Below are 18938 nucleotides of genomic sequence, written 5' to 3'. Positions count from 1 at the left end.
TTGCCCCCCTCCACAATTGCCCGCCGTATGTAACGCACAATCGGCGCCCCGGTCCCAAATGAGGAGGAAATGCGCCATGGGTAACAGACTGACACAGATCGCCACGCGCACGGGCGACGACGGCACCACCGGCCTGGGCGACAACACGCGCGTATCCAAGGCCAGCAGCCGCCCGCACGCCATGGGCGACGTGGACGAGCTCAACTCCCACATCGGCCTGCTGCTGTGCGAGCCGCTGCCGCAGGATGTGCGCGAACTGCTGGTGGACGTGCAGCACCAGCTCTTCAACCTGGGCGGCGAGCTGTCCATCCCCGGCTTCGAGCTGCTCAAGGACGATGCGCTGCTGCAGCTGGACAACGCGCTGGCGCACTACAACGCGCAGCTGCCGCGGCTGCAGGAATTCATCCTGCCCGCGGGCACGCGCGCCGCGGCGCAGGCCCATGTGTGCCGCACGGTGGCCCGCCGCGCCGAGCGCGCGGTGGTCGCGCTGCAGGACGCCGAGCCCATGCGCCCCGCGCCGCGCCAGTACCTGAACCGCCTGTCCGACCTGTTGTTCGTGCTGGCGCGCGTACTCAACCGCATGGATGGCGGCGACGACGTGTACTGGAAGAGCGAGCGCCTGGCGCGGCAGGCCGCCGATGGTGCTACTGAATAGATAGCTGCTTGCGCTTGTCAGTAAAGCGCTGAAGGCCAACTTGACTTGAAACTGGCGCGCCCTAGGCGAGGGCAGCCGAGCAAGGGCCGCCCCGCAGCGAGGGCTGCGTCCCCCTTCCCGAAGCGCGCAGCGCGCAGAGAGAAGGGGGAAGGCGCGCAGCGCCTCAGGGGGTTGCCCCTTATTTAGGCGCCAGCATCGCCATGGTGATGCGCGACACGCAGGTCAGCTCGCCCGCGTCGTTCACCATGTCGATCTGCCACACCTGCGTGGTCTTGCCGATGTGCACGGCCCGAGCCGTGCCCGTGACCCAGCCGCTGCGCGCCGCGCGCAGGTGGTTGGCGTTGATGTCCAGGCCCACGGCCAGCCAGCCCTCGGGCGAGGCGTGGTAGGCGCCCACCGAGCCCAGCGTCTCCGCCAGCACCACGCTCACGCCGCCGTGCAGTAGGCCGAAGGGCTGGCGCGTGCGCTCGTCCACGGGCACGCGGGCGCGCAGGAAGTCGTCGCCGATCTCCAGGAACTCGATGCCCAGGTGGCTCACGGCGGTGTTGGCGCTGGACGCGGTGATCAGGGCCAGGGTGGTGGGTTTTTTCCAGAGGGACATGACGCGGGTCAGGGTTTGCAGGGGGATGGACGTTGATCCAGTTCCGGGAACGCGGGAGTTGGCGCGATTTGGGGGCTCGATGTCGGCACTTGCAACCCCGCCCCGCCCAGAATCGATCGCCAGGCTCGTCTGAGCTTATCCGTTTCCCGTGAGTGCTGCTGTCCGCCGGGGGCGACGGCATGGCGCCGCGGATCGATCCGATTCCTTGAGACCTACATTCCCCATGCAACGCCGTCAGTTCGTCCTTCATGCCGGCCGCGCCGCCGCCCTCGCGGCCGCGCCGGCCTTCGTGCGCCCCGCCCATGCACAGGAGGTGCCGGGCGTGTCCGCCAAGTCGATCACCGTGGGCTGCTCTGCGGCCCTGAGCGGACCGCTGCTGGGCTTCGGCGCCGACATCCAGCTCGGCGCCGGCGCCGCCTTCGCCCATGCCAATGCCCGTGGCGGCGTGCACGGGCGCGGCCTGCAGCTGCAGCTGGTGGACGATGCCTACGAGCCCGACCGCACGCTGGCCAACGTCAAGCAGATCCTCGGCCAGGGCAGTGCGCTGGCCCTGCTGTCGTGCGTGGGCACGCCCAACAACGCCGCCATCGTGCCCCTGGTCGAGGAGGCAGGCATTCCCTACGTGGCGCCGATCACTGGCGCCATGTCGCTGCGCAAGAACGCGCGCCACGTGTTCCACGTGCGCGCCAGCTACGCCGACGAGATGCAGCGCCTCATCCAGCGCCTGGCGGGCATGGGCCTCAAGGGCATCGGCATCGTGCACCTGGACAACGGCTACGGCCGCGAGATGCTGGAGGAAGCCACGCGCGCCCTGGCCGCGCTGAACATGAAGCCGGCCGTGCAGGTGGCCGTGGCCACCAACGGCAAGAACCTGCCCCAGGTGCTGCAGGCCGTGGCCGCCGGGCGGCCCTCGGCCGTGCTGCTGGCCACGGCGGGCACGGTGTCGGTGGAGCTGGTGCGGGGCATCAAGAAGGAGTCGCCCGGCGTGCTCATGGCGGGCCTGAGCGTGACGCTGCCCGGCGCCAGCCTGGGCCAGCTGGGCGACGACGGCAGTGGCCTGGCGCTGTCCATGATCGTGCCCGACCCGCACCGCGCCAAGCTGCAGCTGGTGCGCGACTACCAGTCCGCCATGCGCGCGCAGGGCAGCAGCGATTTCTCGCAGGGCAGCCTGGAGGCCTACGTGAACGCGCGCGTGCTCATCGAGGGCCTGGAGCGCGCGGGCAAGGACCCCACGCCCGCCCGGCTGCGCGCCGCGCTGGCCGGCATTCGCAGCCTGGACCTGGGCGGCTTCGTGGTGGACTACAGCGGCCAGGCGCCGTATGTCGGCTCGCGTTTCATCGACCTGGGCGTGCTGGGCAGCACGGGCCGCTTCATCGCTTGATCGTGACACCCCCCTGAGGCGCTTCGCGCCTTCCCCCCGCTCTCGCATCGCTGCGCGATGCGGGCAGGGGGACGCAGCCCTCGCTGCGGGGCGGTCCTTGCTCGGCTGCCCTCGCCTGGCACGCGCCAGTTTCATGCGCCGTGCCGGTGGCGCGCGGCGTCATGGCAGAGGCTGCCCTCAGGGCTTCATGCTGCCCGTGCGCAGGCAGCGCTCGTGCCAGGACAGGGCCTCGCCCAGGATGTGGGGCGTGTGCTGTGCGCCCTGGCGGCGCGCGCGGTCGAAGTAGTCCTGCAGCTGCGGGCGGAAGTCCGGGTGGGCGCACTTATCGATGATCACCTGGGCGCGCTGGCGCGGGGCCAGGCCGCGCAGGTCGGCCAGGCCCTGCTCGGTGACGATGATCTGGGTGTCGTGCTCCGTGTGGTCTACATGCGAGACCATGGGCACGATGCAGCTCACCTGGCCGCCCTTGGCCACCGAGGGCGTGACGAAGAACGACAGGTAGCCGTTGCGCGCGTAGTCGCCCGAGCCGCCGATACCGTTCATCATGGCGCTGCCCATGATGTGGGTGGAGTTGATGTTGCCGTAGATGTCGGCCTCGATCATGGCGTTCATGGCGATCACGCCCAGGCGCCGCACCAGCTCGGGGTGGTTGCTGATCTCCTGCGGGCGCAGCACGATGCGCTTGCGGTAGAAGTCGATGTTCTCGTTGAAGTCCTTCAGCGCCTCGCTGCTCAGCGAAATGGCCGTGGCCGACGCCGCCGACATCTTGCCGCGCTTGATGAGGTCCAGCATGCCGTCCTGCAGCACCTCGGTGAAGCCCAGCATCTCGTCGAACGGGCCGTCCAGCAGGCCGGCCAGCACGGCGTTGGCCACATTGCCCACGCCCGACTGCAGCGGCAGCATGTTCTTGGGCAGGCGGCCCATCTTCACCTCGTGGCCGAGGAAGTCGATGATGTGCGCCGCGATCTGGTTGGACACCGCGTCGGGCTTGGCGAACGCCGTGTCGCGGTCGCCCTGGTGCGTCTGCACCACGGCGATCACCTTGGAGGGGTCCACGCGCAGGTAGGGCTCGCCGATGCGCTCGATGGCCTGGGTCAGGTGGATGGGCTGGCGGCGCGGCGGGATGGCGGTGCCGTAGTAGATGTCGTGCATGCCCTCCATCTCGATGGGGGGCAGCGAGTTCACCTCCAGGATCACCTTGTCGGCGATCTCCAGCCAGGTCTTGTTGTTGCCCACGGCGGCCGACGGGATCAGGCGCCCGTCGGGCAGGATGCCCAGCACCTCGACCACGGCCACCTGCATGGGGCCCAGAAAGCCGAACCAGGCATGCTGGGCCACGTGGGACAGATGGATGTCCAGGTAGTTCACCTCGCCCGCGTTGATGCGGTCGCGGCAGATGGGGTCGGACTGGAACGGCAGGCGCTGGTGGATGCCGTTGACCTTGGCCAGCGCGCCGTCGAGTTCGGGGGCGGTGGAGGCGCCCGTCCACACGTTGATCTGGAACGGTCGGCCCGCCGCGTGTTCGGCCTCGATGCGGGCCGCGAGTGCCTGGGGCACCTGCTTGGGGTAGCCGGCGCCGGTAAAGCCGCTCATGCCGACATTGCTGCCTGCGGGAATCAGGGCCGCGGCTTCGGCAGCGCTCATGATCTTCTGGGCCAGACCGGGATGCTGGATACGGGAGGACGACGAGGGGGACACACAAACTCCAGACGTGAAAGCGCCTCGCGCAGGCCCATGGGGCGGCTGGTGCGAGGCGCACAAGAGACGGGCGCAAATCTTAGCAGCCGGCCCCGGTCATCCTAGGGATAACCCTCGCCTTACATCATCCTGACAGGCCTGCGCGCGCGGGCGGCGCCGCGGGGCGGGGGCGGCCGCCAGGCGGTACGATCGCCGCCACCATGCCCTTTGCACCGCGTTGCCCCTCCTGCCGCCAGCCCACCGACATCCGCCGCTTCGCCGCCAGCGGCGGGGGCACGCTGGAGCTGGACCTGTGCTTCGCCTGCCAGGGCATGTGGTTCGACCCGCAGGAGAACACGCGCCTGGCGCCCGCCGCCGTGCTGGAGCTGTTCGAGCTGCTGCACGAACACGGCGGCGACGCCCACCACCCGCTGTCCGAGCGCCTGCAGTGCCCGCGCTGCGCCAAGGCGCTGGTCAAGGGCTACGACGTGGCCCAGGGCGGGCGCTACGTCACCTACCGCTGCGCGGCGCGCCACGGGCGCTTTTCCACCTTCGGCTCGTTCATGGTGGAAAAGGGCTTCGTGCGCCACCTGTCAGCGATGGAGATCGAGGCGCTGGCCCGGCGCGTGGGCACCATCGCCTGCACGAGCTGCGGGGGCACGGTGGACATCCGCAACGACCACGCCTGCCCCTACTGCCGCTCGGCCCTGTCGCTGCTGGACCCGCAGGCCGTGGACCGGGCGCTGCAGCGCCATGCCCGTGCCGCGAAGCAGGCCGCGCCCGGGGATGCGGCCTCGCCCGAGAGCCTGGCCGATGCGCTGGTGGCGCTGGAGCGCAACCGCGCGCGCGAGGAGCGCGAGCGCCAGCGCGAACGGCTGGAGGGCGGGCGCAGCGACCAGTTCGACCTGCTGGCGGCGGGCGTGGAGCTGGTGTGGTCGCTGCTGCGGCGCTGATGCCGCGCCGCGCCCGCAAAAACGGCCTGCTGCCGCGCGGGCAACAGGCCGTGAAGTCGGGGCCGGGAGTCTTCAGCGGCCGCGGTTGAGCGCGGCGTACAGCAAGATGGCGCCGAAGGTCGCGGTGCCGATGCCGCCCAGCGCGAAGTCGCCGAACTTCAGCGTGAATTCGCCCGTGCCCAGGATCACCGTGATCGCGGCCACGATGAGGTTCTTGTTGTCCGAGAAGTCCACCCGGTTGTCCACCCAGATCTTGGCGCCGGCGATGGCGATCAGGCCGAACACCACGATGGACACGCCGCCCATCACCGGCAGCGGAATGGCCTGGATCAGCGCCCCGAACTTCGGCGAAAAGCCCAGCAGCACGGCCAGCACGGCCGCCACCAGGAACACGGCGGTGGAGTAGATGCGGGTGGCGGCCATCACGCCGATGTTCTCGGCATAGGTGGTCACGCCCGTGCCGCCGGCCGCGCCGCTGACCATGGTGGCCACGCCGTCGCCGATGAAGGCCCGGCCCATGTACTGGTCCAGGTTCTTGCCGGTCATGGCTGTCACGGCCTTGATGTGGCCCAGGTTCTCGGCCACCAGGATGATGACCACGGGCACGATGAGCAGCATGGCGTTGGCGCTGAACACGGGTGCGTGGAACTGCGGCATGCCGAACCAGGCGGCGTTCGCGATGCCCGACACGTCGATCGGCTTGCCCAGGCCCATGCCGTTGGTCAGCACGGCGTAGAGCACGCTGGCCACGATCAGGCCCACCAGGATCAGGAGGCGCTGCAGCATGCCCTTGGTGAACACCGCCACCAGCGCCACGCTGACGAAGGTCAGCGCCTGCATCCAGGCCTCGAAGTTGTTGGCCGCCATGTTCTTGACCGGAATGGACGCGAGGTTCAGCCCGATCACCGCCACCACGGCGCCGGTCACCACGGGCGGCATGAAGCGTTCGATCCAGCCCGTGCCGATCAGGTGCACCACCACGCCCACCAGCGTGTAGACCAGCCCGCAGGCGATGATGCCGCCCAGCGCCACGCCGATGTTGGCGTTGGGCCCCTTGCCCGCATAGGCCGTGGCCGCGATCACCACGCCGATGAAGGCGAACGACGAGCCCAGGTAGCTGGGCACCTTGCCGCCGGTGATGAGGAAGAAGATGAGCGTGCCGATGCCGCTCATGAACACGGCAAGGTTGGGGTCGAACCCCATGAGGATGGGCGCCAGCACCGTGGAGCCGAACATGGCGATCACGTGCTGGATGCCCATCAGCCCGGTCTGCGGCCAGGGCAGGCGCTCGTCGGGGCCGATCACCCCGCCGCCCTGCAGCACCTGCGCCGGGCGCTCATTCCATTGCAACAACCCCATTGTTCTCACTCCTTGTTTTGAAAAGTGGAGCGATGTTAGAGGGTTTGGGCCGCGCTCAGCTTCTTGTAAGCGAAATATGCCTCCAGCGCTTATGTGTCAAGCGCTAATAGCTATCAAAACAGGAGTTCACGCGCCGCGCTCGCGCAGCGCCCGGGCAATGCGGTCGCGCCGCACCGTGGTCTTGGGCACGCGGAACGGGAACCACATGCGCACGTCCTCCTCCAGCCCGATGCCGTGCATGTAGTTGTAGATGGCCTTCTTCAGGCCCGCGCCCAGCGCGTCGTGGTCGGTGCCCGTGGGGTCGGTGAAGGCCACGTCGTTCTTGGCGAAGCCGCCCGGCGGCAGCGGCGCCAGGGTGATGCCGTATTCCTCGGGGTTCTGGCCTACGGGCGAGTGCACGGTGCAGGCGAAGCGGTGGAAGAACCCGCTCTGGATGCAGCCGTTCTCGAACAGCTGGCGCACGTACTCCAGCGCATCCACCGTGTCCTGCACGGTCTGCGAGGGAAAGCCGTACATCAGGTAGGCGTGCACCAGGATGCCGGAGTCGCTGAAGGCCTTGGTCACGCGCGCCACCTGGTCCACGCTGACGCCCTTTTTCATGAGTGCCAGCAGCCGGTCGGAGGCCACCTCCAGCCCGCCCGAGATGGCGATGCAGCCCGAGTCGGCCAGCAGCTCGGCCAGCTCGGGCGTGAAGGTTTTCTCGAAGCGCACATTGCCCCACCACGAGATGCCGGTGCCGCGCGCGATCAGCTCGTGGGCCAGGGCCTTGAGGGCCTTGGGCGGCGCGGCCTCGTCGACGAAGTGAAAGCCGGTCTGCCCGGTCTCGGCCACGATGGCCTCGATGCGGTCGGCCAGTACCTGGGCGCTGGCGCCCTCGTAGCGGCCGATGTAGTCCAGCCCCACGTCGCAGAAGCTGCACTTCTTCCAGTAGCAGCCATGCGCCACGGTGAGCTTGTTCCAGCGCCCGTCGCTCCACAGGCGGTGCATGGGGTTGAGCATGTCCAGCAGCGACAGGTAGCGGGTGAGCGGCAGGCCGTCCCAGGTGGGCGTGCCGACCTCGGCGAAGGCGATGTCGGGCTCCACCAGGTTGACGTACTGCACGCCGCCGTTCTCGCCGCGCACGAAGGTGCGCACCAGGCGCTGGCGCCCGCGCTGGCCCTGCAGGTGCTCCAGCAGCGCCAGCAGCGGGCGCTCGCCCGCGTCCAGCGTCACGTAGTCGAAATAGTCGAACACGCGCGCATCGCTCAGCTCGCGCAGCTCGGTGTTCACGAAGCCGCCGCCCAGCACGGTGGCGATCTGCGGGTGCCGGGCCTTGATGGCCTGGGCGATGCGGAACGCGCCATAGACCGAGCCGGGAAACGGCACCGAGAGCAGCACCACCGTCGGCTGGTGGCGCGCGATCGCCTCGAGCGCAAGCTGCTGCAGCGCCTCGTCCACCAGCGTGGGCGCGACCGCGGCCTTGGCCAGCGCCTGGGCCAGCAAGTCGAACGTGGGCTGGCTGCCGGCGAGCTGCTCGGCGTAGCGCACGAACTCGAAGCGCTCGTCCACCGCATCGCGCAGCACGTCGGCCAGGTCGTTGAGGTACAGCGTGGCCAGGTGCTTGGCCTTGTCGGTCAGGCCCAGGGCGCCGAAGGCCCAGCCCAGCGGGTCGCCGCTGCCGTCGTCCTCGTACACGTCCAGCGCCGCGAAGCGCGGCCCTTCGGGCAGGTAGTGCCGGCTGGCGATGCGGTGCGCCAGCGTGCCGTCGCGCCCCTGCAGAAAGCCCATCACGGGGCCGATGGTGGCCAGGTAGCGGTCCTGCTGCGCCAGGAAGGACTGCACGGCCGGGCTCTGGGCCTGGGCCGGTAGCGCCCGTGCGCGCTCGGTGATCTGCGCCAGCCCGTCGCGCGAGAGCAGCCGCAGCACCAGCGCGATCGCCAGGTCCTCCTGGAACGCGGCCACGCCGCGCGAGCGCAGAAAGCCCGTGAGGTAGGCGGTGGAGGGGTAGGGCGTGTTGAGCTGCGTCATCGGCGGGATGACGGACAGCACGCGGGACAGGGCTGCGGACATGGGCAAGGGACGGGCGGAGGGCCGGATTATCCCGGCCCTCCGCGGAGCGTGCCCGTGGCGGGGCTTATGCCGGCGCGCGGCACGCCATGGGGGCGGATCGTCGGCATGTTCTCCGTTTTTTGTCGCCAAATTGTCGTCACCACGTCATTTGCGGTTCCTATAAACGCAGGTTTTGCGTTCCAACGGATAGATCCGAGATGTCTGAATTTGATGAAGTTCCCCGCCCTTCGACTGCTCCCGCGCCGCGCGGCGCCTCGGTGCTGCCGCGCCGCTCCCTGCTGCGCGGGGGGCTGGCGGCACTGCTGCCGGCCAGCGGCCTGCTGACCGCCTGCGGCGGCGGCAGTGACGACGAGGCGCCCGTGCAGCCGCCGGTCGGCCAGGGCTCGCGCTTCGCGCTGGCCGTGCTGCCCGACACCCAGTTCTATGCACGCTACGCCACGGTCGCGGAGAACAGCCAGTACAGCCGCAAGTTCGGCAGCGAACCCTTCATGGCGCAGACCTTCTGGATCGCCGCCCATGCCAAGGCGCTGAACATTCCCTTCGTGGCGCATCTGGGCGACGTGGTCGACCAGGCCGGCAAGCCCGACCAGTGGAAGGTGGCCGACCAGGCCATGCGCGTGCTGGAAACGGCCAAGCTGCCCTACGCCATGCTGGCCGGCAACCACGACGTGCTGCGCAGCCTGGACTATGTGGACCCCAGCAGCCAGGCCAGCGGCACCGAGGCCCAGCGCGAGCTGGACAAGGAGCCCTACCTGCAGTGGTTCGGCGCCAGCCGCGCGCGGCGCATGTCCACCTTCGGCGGCCGCGACGACAGCGGCTTCCATGAGTACCACATCTTCGAGGCCGAGGGCCAGAAGTTCATGGTGCTGTCGCTGTCCTGGCGCATCTCGGACGCGGGCATCGCCTGGGCCCGGCGCGTGATCCGCGAGAACCCGCGCCTGCCGGTGATTCTGGTCAACCACCAGTTGCTCAACATCGACCGCGACGGCGTCAGCCCGCTGGAAACGGCCTACGGCCAGATGCTCTGGGAGCGGCTGATCCGCGACACCGACCAGATCTTCATGACCCTCAACGGCCACCACCATGGCGCGGCCCGCCTCACCAAGGTCAACGACTTCGGCCGCAAGGTGGAGCTGATGGTGGTGGACTACCAGATGGCCTACCAGGGCGGCAACGGCCTGATGCGCCTGTACGAGTTCGACCTGACGCACAACAAGATCCATGTGCTGTCCTTCTCGCCCTGGGTGGTGCAAAAGCCCCGCGAGACGCTGACGCAGTTCGACCAGGCGGTGCTGAAGACGGCCAACGAGCAGTTCACCATCGACATCGACTTCGCCCAGCGCTTCGCGGGCTTCAACCCCGGCTTCAAGGCGGGTGAAACCCAGCGCGCCTCCATCGTCGAAGAGGCCAGCGCCATGATCCTGGCGGGCTATGTGGAGCCCGAAGTGGTGCGCCCGCGCCCCCCGGCCGACGCCGAGGACTATCCGCGCGTGGAAGGCACGGTGGCCCACTGGCGCTTTGCGGGCGGGCCCGCCGGCCAGGCGGTGGCGGCGGGGCATCTGATCGAGGACCGCGCCGGCGCCAACCCGCTGCGCCGGGCCCCGCTCAATGCCGAGACCGGCGTGCGCGCCGCGCAGCTGGAGGACATGGTCTGGTCCGACGACCGGCACCGCCTGTCCGCCGCCCCGGGCTCGGTGCGCATGCTCAACACCGACAAGAAGGTCGGCCGCCTGAGCTACTTCCTCACGGAGGCCGGGGCGCCGATGAACGGCATGGACTTCTCCTCCAGCGGCTACACCGTGGAGGCCTTCGTGAAGATCGACAAGAACTGGAGCTCCAGCCTCCACTCCTGGATGAACATCATGACCCGCGACGGCCGGCGCGACGCCGTGCCCGGCTTCGCCGGCGGTGACGGCGAATCGCCGCCGATGCTGTTCGCCGTCTCGAGCCTGCGCGAGATCCAGTGGGAGATCGTGCCCGCCCTGGGCGAAAAGCGCGCGCCGCAGGCGAGCTGGTCGGGCGAGATCATGGCCGACAGCTGGATCCACATCGCCGTGGTGGCGGACCCCCAGGCCAAGGAAAGCATCATGTACATCGAAGGTGCGCCGGTGCTGCGCAACTCCGGCGATGCCGGCGGACTGGCGCCGGTGAGCGCGGCCATGCCCTGGGTGGTGGGGGCCGGCTCATGGGACGGCGAGCGCACGGACGGCTTCTTTGGCCATATCGGCGAGGTCCGGGTCGTGGGCCGCCCGCTGGCGTCGCAGCAGTGGCTGACCGCGCGCCGCGCCTGAGGCCGCCGCTACGCCTGCAAGGGGCCCGGGATTGCCCGGGCCAGCGGGCCGCGCCCCGTGAGCTGGCCCACGATGGCGCCCTTGAGCGGCGGCAACCGACTGGCGCCGGCCAGCACGGCCTGGCGTAGCAGGCGCGGCAGCGGGCGGTCGTCGGTGTACAGGCGCACGACCGCATTCGTGCCCTGGTAGAGCGGCCAGGCATGGCGGTGATGGCCGCGGGCGTAGCGCTCCAGCACGCTGGCGGCGCCGATGTCCGCACCGCGCCCGCGCGCCTCGGTGAGCGCGCGCGTGAGGCTGTCCACGCCCGCCAGCCCCAGGTTGAAGCCGTGCGCCGTCACTGGGTGCATGCCCACGGCCGCGTCGCCCAGCAGCGCGCAGCGCGCCGCGGCGAAGCGGTGCGCATACACGGCCACCAGCGGGTAGGCGTGGCGCTCGCCCACCAGGCGCATGGCGCCCAGCCGGTTCTGGAACTGGGCCTGCACGCGCGCGGCGAAGTCCTCGGGTGACAGCGCCATGAGCGCCTGCGCCTGCGCCGCGCCGGCCGTGACGACGGCCGAGCACATGGGCGCGCCGTCGACGAGGTCGCCTGGCAGCGGCAGGATGGCCAGCGTCTGGTCGTAGCCGAAGCACTCGTGCGCCGTCTCGTGGTGCGGCAGCTCGTGGCGCAGGCGGCAGACGATGACGGTGCGGCCGAAGTCGTGCATGGCCGCGCCGATGCCCAGCTGGCGCCGCGTGGCGGAAAAGCGGCTGTCGGCCGCCACCAGCAGCGGCGCCTGCAGGCGCTGCGTCGTGGCGTCGGGGGCGCGGCCGTCGGTGTACTCCAGCTCGGCATGGGTGGGCGTGACGGCCACGCGGGTGACGCGCGCCTCGGTGACGATGTGCACGCCCGGCGTGCGCGCCGCCACCGCGTAGGCCGTGCGGCGCAGTGCGTGGTTGGGCACGATCCAGCCCAGATGCTCCACGCCGCTGCCTTCCGCGTGCAGCTGCATGGGGCTGCGCTGGCCCACGGGGCCGTCGTGCACATGGGCCTGGCGCAGCAGGCCCACCTCATGCGCCTGCAACTGCTGCCAGCTGCCGATGCGCTGCAGCGTGGCGACGCTGGGGTGGGTGAGGGCGATCTCGCGGCCGTCGGGCGCGGGGGCGGCCAGCACGGCGGCCGGCTGCTGCTCCAGCACCGTCACCTGCATGCCGGCCTGCGCCAGCGAGGCCGCCAGCGACAGCCCGGCCGGGCCGGCGCCGACGATGAGGACGTCCGCGGGCTGCTGCGCGCCGTGGCCGGATGGCCGGGGCGCGGGGAAAGGGTGAGGGCTGGTGGGTGCTGCAGGGTCGGTCGTCGCCATGGGGCGGCATTGTCCGCCGGGTGGCGGCGCAGGGGCTTGCCCTGGGTCAAGGCACGCCGCCGCGCGCCAGGGGGCCGGCCCCGGGTGACGCCGGCCGCCGCGCGCGCTACGCTGGCCGCATGGAGACCACCCGCACCGCCCCCCATGTTCCGCAGATCCGCCTGTACCAGGACTGGCTGCACGCCCAGCGCGGCCTGCGCTTTGACGACTACGACGCGCTGTGGCGCTGGTCGGTGACCGAGCTGGATGCCTTCTGGCAGAGCGTCTGGGACTATTTCGCGCTGCAGTCCCCCACGCCGCACAGCGCCGTGCTGGCCCGCAACGTGATGCCGGGCGCCCAATGGTTTCCCGGCGCCCAGGTGAACTACGCGCGCCAGGTGCTGCGCCATGTGGCTGCGGCGCACGCGGCCGGGCAGCCGGCCATCATCAGCGACAACGAGCGTGGGCAGCGGCGCACGCTGTCCTGGCCCGAGCTGCGGCGCCAGGTGGCGTCGCTGGCGCTGCACCTGCAGGCCCAGGGCGTGCAGCCGGGCGACCGCGTGGCGGCCTACCTGCCCAACATTCCCGAGACCATCGTCGCCTTCCTGGCCTGCGCCAGCATCGGCGCGGTGTGGAGCGTGTGCGCGCCCGACATGGGCACGCATGCGGTGCTGGACCGCTTCCGCCAGATCGCGCCCAAGGTGCTGTTCGCCGTGGACGGCGTGACCTACGGCGGGCGCGACCACGACCGCGGCGCGGTGCTGGCCGAGCTGCGCGCGCAACTGCCCACGCTGCGGCATGTGGTGCTGGTGGGCAATCTGGATGCTTCTGAAACAATAGCTGACTGCGCTTGCTACACAAGCGCTACGGCCCGAAATGATGCAAAAACAGAGGCCTTCGAGCCGCTGTGGCTGCCGTTCGACCACCCGCTGTGGATCGTCTACTCCAGCGGCACCACGGGGGCGCCCAAGCCCATCGTGCACGGCCATGGCGGCATGCTGCTGGTGATGCTGCAGCTGGCCGTGCTGCACAACGACATCGGCTGCAGCTACGTGCCCAACTCCTTCGGCGAGCGCTTCCACTGGTACAGCTCCACGGGCTGGGTCATGTGGAACGCGCAGATCGGCGGCCTGCTGGGGGGCACCACCTGCGTCCTGTTCGACGGCAACCCCGGCGGCAGCAAGGAGCGGCCCGACTGGACGGTGCTGTGGCGCCTGGCGGCCGAGACGGGCGTCACCTTCTTCGGCGCGGGGGCGGCGTTCTACGGCAACTGCATGAAGGCCGGCCTCACGCCCGCGCAGTGCGGCGACCTGACGGCCATCCGCGCGCTGGGCTCCACGGGCTCGCCGCTGCCCGCCGAGGTGCAGCAGTGGGGTTCGGACTTCATGGCCGCCGCGGGCGTGCCGCATGTCTGGTGGGCGAACATCTCGGGCGGCACGGACTTCGCGGGCGCTTTTTTGGGTGGCCACCGCGAGCTGCCGCAGACCCCGGGGCGCATGCAGTGCCGCATGCTGGGCGCGGCCGTCGAGGCCTGGGACGAGCAGGGCCGCCCCGTGCTGGACGCCGTGGGCGAGCTGGTCTGCACCCAGCCCATCCCGTCCATGCCCCTGTTCCTGTGGGGCGATGCGGACGGGGCGCGCTACCGCGCCAGCTATTTCGACATGTACCCGCCGGGCCATGGCCGCCGCCCCGGTGGCGGCGACCTGGGGCCCGAGGCCGGCGCCGCCTGGCGCCATGGCGACTGGATCCAGATCGGCTCGCCCGCCCAGCCCGGCTGCGTGATCTACGGCCGCAGCGACGCCACCATCAACCGCCACGGCCTGCGCATGGGCACCAGCGAGATCTACAGCGCCGTGGAGGCCCTGCCCGAGGTGCTCGACAGCCTGGTGGTGGACCTGGAATACCTGGGCAAGGGCAGCTACATGCCGCTGTTCGTGGTGCTGCGCTCCGGGGGCACGCTCGATGACGCGCTGCGCGCGCGCATCGCCGGCGCCATCCGCAGCGCCTTGAGCCCGCGCTTCGTGCCCGACGAGATCGTGCAGGTGGCCGAGGTGCCGCGCACGCTCAGCGGCAAGAAGCAGGAGCTGCCCATCAAGAAACTGCTGCTGGGCCAGCCGCTGGAGAAGGTGGTGAACCGCGACGCCATGGCCAACCCCGGCTGCCTGGGCTGGTACGTGGACTTCGCGGAGCGCCATGCTGCGAAGAATGCTATGTAAACAATAGCTAATAGCGCTTGATGGGTATGCGTAAAAGCCTGTTTTTACTGGTGTTTTCCCGGTGCCGGCTCCGCCGGGCCGGGACAGGCGTTCGATAATGGCCCATGGCTTCTCCCCACAAACGCTTTTCGATGATCCGCGAGTTCCACCTCGCGGACTGGTTCACGCTCGGCAATGCGGTGTGCGGCGTGGGGGCGCTGTTCTCGTCGATGACCTACCTGGAAACGACGGATGTGCTCCACCTCTATTTCGCCTGCGCGCTGGTGCTGGCGGCGCTGGTGTTCGACGTGCTGGACGGGCGCATCGCGCGCTGGCGGCAGAAAAGCTCGGCCATGGGGCGCGAGCTGGATTCGCTGGCCGACGTGATCTCCTTCGGCGTGGCGCCCGCCATCATCGCCTACGCCTGCGGCATGCAGGGGCTGTACGACCGCGTGGTGCTGGCCTTCTTCGTGGCCTGCGGCGTCTCGCGCCTGGCGCGCTTCAACATCACGGCCGAGGCGCTGGCCGAGGGCCCGTCGGGCAAGGTCAAGTACTTCGAGGGCACGCCCATCCCCACCTCCATCGTGCTGGTGGGCCTGCTGGCGCTGGCCGCCGCCACGGGCGCGGTGCGCGAGCAGCTGTGGCTGGGCGCGGTGGTGATCGGCGGCTTCACGCTGCACCCGCTGGTGCTGCTGTTCGCGCTGTCGGGCTCGCTAATGATCAGCCGCATCCGCATCCCGAAGTTCTAGCGCCGGGCCCCGGCGCGCGGGCCCCGAAGACACGTCCTGAAGCAGTCGGCGCAGGCGGCGCGGGGTACACTTTGCGCCTTCAAGGGGCCGGAAGACCGGCAGCAACCGGCGCGGCGCCTTTCCCCCACCCTCATCGCTTCATGGCCGTTGATACGGCGGGCCAGGCCCGCACCCATCTAGACCTCAAGAGCGCCCAGCTGCCCGTGGTGGCCATGGTGCTCAAGACTACCGACGTGTCCACCGTCGCCGCCGAGCTGGCCGCTCGCAGGGCCGACGACCCCGATTTCTTCGACAACGACCCGGTGCTGCTCGACCTGTCCGCCGTGCAGGACGAGGAGCAGCCCATCGACTTCGCCGCGCTGCTGCGGACCCTGCGCTCCCACCGCACCCAGCCCGTGGCCGTGCGCGGCGGCAGCAGCGCGCAGATGGCGGCGGCCCATGCGGCCGGCCTGATCGCCGCCCCCGAGGCGCCGCCGGCGCGCGTGCCGCCCCGCGAGAGCGCCGCGCGCGAGGTGGTCCGCGAGGTCGTGCGCGAGGTGGAGGTGCCCGTGCAGGCGCCCGCGCCCGGCACGGTGGTGGTGGACAAGCCGCTGCGCTCGGGCCAGCAGGTCTACGCCCGCGGCTCGGACCTGGTGGTCATGGCGGTGGTCAGCTTCGGCGCCGAGGTGATCGCCGACGGCAACATCCACGTCTATGCGCCGCTGCGCGGCCGCGCCATCGCCGGCGCGCGCGGCGACACCAGCGCCCGGATCTTCAGCACCTGCATGGAGCCGCAGCTGGTCTCCGTGGCAGGCATCTACCGCACCACCGAGACCGAACTGCCCGACAACGTGCGCGGCAAGCCGGCCCAGGTGCGGCTGGACGGGGAGAAGCTGCTCATCGAGCCGCTCTGAACCGCCTATCCCACTCCACAGACAACCATCCAAGGACCTCTCAGAACATGGCCAAAATCGTCGTCGTGACCTCCGGCAAGGGGGGCGTGGGCAAGACCACCACCAGTGCCGCTTTTGCGTCGGGCCTGGCGCTCGCCGGCCACAAGACCGCCGTGATCGACTTCGACGTCGGCCTGCGCAACCTGGACCTCATCATGGGCTGCGAACGCCGCGTGGTGTACGACCTGATCAACGTGATCCAGGGCGAGGCCAACCTCAACCAGGCCCTCATCAAGGACAAGCAGTGCGACAACCTGTTCGTGCTGGCCGCCAGCCAGACGCGCGACAAGGAAGCGCTCACGCAGGACGGCGTGGAGAAGGTGCTCAAGGACCTGGCCGACATGGGCTTCGACTACATCGTCTGCGACTCGCCCGCCGGCATCGAGAGCGGCGCGCTCATGGCCATGCACTTCGCCGACGAGGCGCTGCTGGTGACCAACCCCGAGGTGTCGTCCGTGCGCGACTCCGACCGCATCCTGGGCATGCTTAGCAGCAAGACCAAGCGCGCCATCGACGGCGGCGAGCCCATCAAGGAGCACCTGCTGATCACGCGCTACAACCCCCACCGCGTGGAGGACGGCCAGATGCTGAGCCTGGAGGACATCCAGGACATCCTGCGCATCAAGCTCATCGGCGTGATTCCCGAGTCCGAGAGCGTGCTGCAGGCCTCCAACCAGGGCCTGCCGGCCATTCACCTGGCGGGCACCGACGTGTCCGAGGCCTACAAGGACGTGGTGGCGCGCTTCCTGGGCGAGGACAAGCCCCTGCGCTTTATTGAAGCGCAGAAGCCCGGCTTTTTCAAGCGCATCTTTGGCGGGAGGTAAGCCCATGTCCCTGTTGTCTTTCCTGCTCGGGGAAAAGAAGAAGACGGCCTCGGTGGCCAAGGAGCGCCTGCAGATCATCCTGGCCCACGAGCGCAGCGGCCGCAACGCCAGCCAGCCCGACTACCTGCCCGCGCTGCAGCGCGAACTGCTGGCGGTGATCTCCAAATACGTCTCGATCGATGCCCAGGACATCAAGGTGAACCTGGAGCGCCAGGAGAACCTGGAGGTGCTGGAGGTCAAGATCGAGCTGCCCGAGGCGGCACGCTGACCACGTGACACGGAAGACGGAGGCACCTGCCGAGGCGCAGACCCTGCGCAACGTCCAGATGTTGCGGGCGGTGGGGGCCGTCATGGTGTTCTTCCATCACGCCAGCGCGCAGTACGAGGCGATGGGTGGCGTATCCGAGTGGCTCAAGGTCTTCAGCGCCCGCATGGGCTTTGCGGGCGTCGATGTATTTTTTGTGATCAGCGGCTTTGTGGCCGCCCTGACCACATTCAACAAACCCAGCACGCTTCCGCAGGCCTGGACGTTCCTGAGTCGCCGGCTGCTGCGTATCTATCTGGGCTATTGGCCCTTCTTCGGTCTCATGCTGCTGATGCTCTGGAAGTACATGCCGCAGGCGCTGGAGGGGATGGACATGGCCCGATCGTTCTTCCTGACCGGCATTGAGTTGCCGCGGCTCGTGTTGAACGTGAGTTGGTCCCTGACCTGCGAACTGGTCTTCTACCTGCTGGTGACGCTGTCGTTTGCCGTGCCGGTGCGTGTGCGCATCGCGGTGGTGTATGCAACCTTGGGGGCGCTGGTGCTGTGGATGCTGGCCCGCATGGGCCAGCCGTTTGCCATCGTGCCCATGTTTCTGGCGGAATTCCTGGCCGGTGTGCTGCTGTATGTGCACCGTGATCGCTTGCGCAGTCGCTGGTGGATCGCTCTGTGCCTTGTGATTGTCTTGGTGGGCTTCGGCAGCGGCTATCGCATGCGCGCCACCGACGGCTCCTGGCGCATCTTCACCTTCGGCATCGGCGCCGTCGCGCTGGTGATGCTGGCCGTGTTGCTGGAGCAGGCGCGGCTGTGGTCGGCCGGGCGGGTGATGGTGGCACTCGGGGACGCGTCCTACACCTTGTATCTGGTCCATGTGCCCCTGCTGATAGGGTTCTATTTCTGGGGGCTTCGGGACTATTTGGCCGCGCAGCCTGCGTTGTGGCGCGAGCTGGGCTTTGGCCTGTTCGTCGTGGCCTGCCTGGGGCTGAGTTGGCTGCTGTACCGTGCGCTGGAGCTGCCCGTGTACCGGTGGGCCACGCGCTGGGGCGCTGGCTCTGCGCGGCTCAGTATGGCGAGCGCGCCCGTCCGAGAGGATGCTCGGTAAAGAACATGCCCCCGTGGTAGAGCAGGGGCGAGGCGCCGCCCAGGTGGCTGCAATGCTCCACCTGGCCCACGAAGATCGTGTGGTCGCCCTCCACGTACTGGCTGCGGTTGAAGCACTCGAACACCGCCGCCGCGCCCTCGAGCACCGGCGCGCCGTTCAGGCCGGGGTGGTGGGCCACGCCGGCCCAGCGGTCGATGCCGCGCCGGGCGAAGCGCTCGGCCAGCTCGCGCTGCTCCACCGTCAGCACATTGATCGCATAGTGCGATCCCGTGGAGAACGCGCGCAGCGACGAGGCCTTGTGCGCCAGGCTCCACAGCACCAGCGGCGGCTCCAGCGACACCGAGTTGAACGAGTTGGCCGTCATGCCGATCAGCGCGCCGTCGGCGCCGCGCGCGGTGACGATGGTCACGCCCGTGGCGAACATGCCCAGCGCGTCGCGGAATTCGCGCGGGGAAAAGGCGGGCGGGCGGGCGGCGGGAGGTCGGGGCAGGGAACTGTTCACTGGGACACGGCGTGCGGTGCGCCGGAGCGGGCGGTGGGGACTATTATCGTCATGCGGGCCCAATCCTGCCGGGGTGCCACGGGGCGC

The 18938-nt window shown here is 69.7% G+C and carries 16 protein-coding genes; 10 read left to right on the top strand and 6 right to left on the bottom strand.

Annotated features, from left to right (window positions below):
* The first annotated feature begins 76 nt into the window (after positions 1-76).
* A complete protein-coding gene (locus BP68_RS10690; RefSeq protein WP_496371485.1) occupies positions 77-655 on the top strand; it encodes a cob(I)yrinic acid a,c-diamide adenosyltransferase in 579 nt (192 codons plus the stop codon).
* 178 nt (positions 656-833) lie between these two features.
* On the opposite strand, the gene BP68_RS10685 is transcribed toward BP68_RS10690, so the two are convergent.
* Complete coding sequence (locus BP68_RS10685; protein WP_496371483.1) at positions 834-1256, bottom strand: hotdog fold thioesterase; 423 nt, start codon at positions 1254-1256, stop codon at positions 834-836.
* Positions 1257-1479: 223 nt separating this feature from the next.
* On the opposite strand from BP68_RS10685, the gene BP68_RS10680 reads away from it, so the two are divergent.
* On the top strand, positions 1480-2637 hold the full coding sequence (locus BP68_RS10680) for an ABC transporter substrate-binding protein (protein ID WP_496371481.1): 1158 nt from the start codon (positions 1480-1482) through the stop codon (positions 2635-2637).
* Positions 2638-2814: 177 nt separating this feature from the next.
* On the opposite strand, the gene scpC is transcribed toward BP68_RS10680, so the two are convergent.
* A complete protein-coding gene (scpC, locus tag BP68_RS10675; protein WP_496371479.1) occupies positions 2815-4335 on the bottom strand; it encodes a succinyl-CoA:acetate CoA-transferase ScpC in 1521 nt (506 codons plus the stop codon).
* 200 nt (positions 4336-4535) lie between these two features.
* Here scpC and BP68_RS10670 point away from each other — a divergent pair, with 200 nt between their 5' ends.
* Positions 4536-5267: a zf-TFIIB domain-containing protein gene (locus BP68_RS10670; RefSeq protein ID WP_496371477.1), complete on the top strand. Its 732-nt coding sequence runs from the start codon at positions 4536-4538 to the stop codon at positions 5265-5267.
* Positions 5268-5339: 72 nt separating this feature from the next.
* Here BP68_RS10670 and BP68_RS10665 read toward each other — a convergent pair whose 3' ends face one another.
* Entirely contained in the window at positions 5340-6626 is a 1287-nt protein-coding gene (locus tag BP68_RS10665; protein WP_496371475.1) for a solute carrier family 23 protein, read from the bottom strand.
* 126 nt (positions 6627-6752) lie between these two features.
* On the bottom strand, positions 6753-8675 hold the full coding sequence (locus BP68_RS10660) for a B12-binding domain-containing radical SAM protein (protein ID WP_496371473.1): 1923 nt from the start codon (positions 8673-8675) through the stop codon (positions 6753-6755).
* A gap of 197 nt (positions 8676-8872) precedes the next feature.
* Between BP68_RS10660 and BP68_RS10655 the strand changes: the two genes are divergently transcribed.
* Positions 8873-10966, top strand: coding sequence for a LamG-like jellyroll fold domain-containing protein (locus BP68_RS10655; protein WP_496371471.1), 2094 nt, complete (start codon positions 8873-8875; stop codon positions 10964-10966).
* An 8-nt stretch (positions 10967-10974) separates the two neighbouring features.
* Here the strand turns inward: BP68_RS10655 and ubiM are convergent, their stop codons facing one another.
* The gene (ubiM, locus tag BP68_RS10650; RefSeq protein WP_496371469.1) at positions 10975-12306 is read right to left on the bottom strand and encodes a 5-demethoxyubiquinol-8 5-hydroxylase UbiM; all 1332 of its coding nucleotides are present in this window, start codon (positions 12304-12306) and stop codon (positions 10975-10977) included.
* A gap of 119 nt (positions 12307-12425) precedes the next feature.
* On the opposite strand from ubiM, the gene BP68_RS10645 reads away from it, so the two are divergent.
* The 6 genes from BP68_RS10645 to BP68_RS10620 all read left to right on the top strand — a co-directional run bounded on the left by BP68_RS10645 (position 12426) and on the right by BP68_RS10620 (position 18349).
* Positions 12426-14501, top strand: coding sequence for an acetoacetate--CoA ligase (locus BP68_RS10645; protein ID WP_496371467.1), 2076 nt, complete (start codon positions 12426-12428; stop codon positions 14499-14501).
* A gap of 104 nt (positions 14502-14605) precedes the next feature.
* Positions 14606-15229, top strand: coding sequence for a CDP-diacylglycerol--serine O-phosphatidyltransferase (pssA, locus tag BP68_RS10640; protein ID WP_496371465.1), 624 nt, complete (start codon positions 14606-14608; stop codon positions 15227-15229).
* A 140-nt stretch (positions 15230-15369) separates the two neighbouring features.
* A complete protein-coding gene (minC, locus tag BP68_RS10635; RefSeq protein ID WP_496371463.1) occupies positions 15370-16122 on the top strand; it encodes a septum site-determining protein MinC in 753 nt (250 codons plus the stop codon).
* 47 nt (positions 16123-16169) lie between these two features.
* Positions 16170-16985, top strand: coding sequence for a septum site-determining protein MinD (minD, locus tag BP68_RS10630; RefSeq protein ID WP_496371461.1), 816 nt, complete (start codon positions 16170-16172; stop codon positions 16983-16985).
* 4 nt (positions 16986-16989) lie between these two features.
* Positions 16990-17253 (top strand): cell division topological specificity factor MinE, encoded by a 264-nt coding sequence (gene minE / locus BP68_RS10625; RefSeq protein ID WP_496371459.1) that lies wholly within the window; start codon positions 16990-16992, stop codon positions 17251-17253.
* Between the two features lie 58 nt (positions 17254-17311).
* The gene (locus tag BP68_RS10620; protein WP_496371457.1) at positions 17312-18349 is read left to right on the top strand and encodes an acyltransferase family protein; all 1038 of its coding nucleotides are present in this window, start codon (positions 17312-17314) and stop codon (positions 18347-18349) included.
* On the opposite strand, the gene BP68_RS10615 is transcribed toward BP68_RS10620, so the two are convergent.
* Positions 18309-18851: a flavin reductase family protein gene (locus tag BP68_RS10615; RefSeq protein ID WP_496371455.1), complete on the bottom strand. Its 543-nt coding sequence runs from the start codon at positions 18849-18851 to the stop codon at positions 18309-18311. The genes BP68_RS10620 and BP68_RS10615 overlap by 41 nt on opposite strands.
* Positions 18852-18938: the final 87 nt, after the last annotated feature.

It is taken from the genome of Diaphorobacter oryzae DSM 22780 (assembly GCF_059568935.1).
Note: the sequence above shows the minus strand (reverse complement) of the source record. Positions and strands in the feature narration are given on the sequence as shown.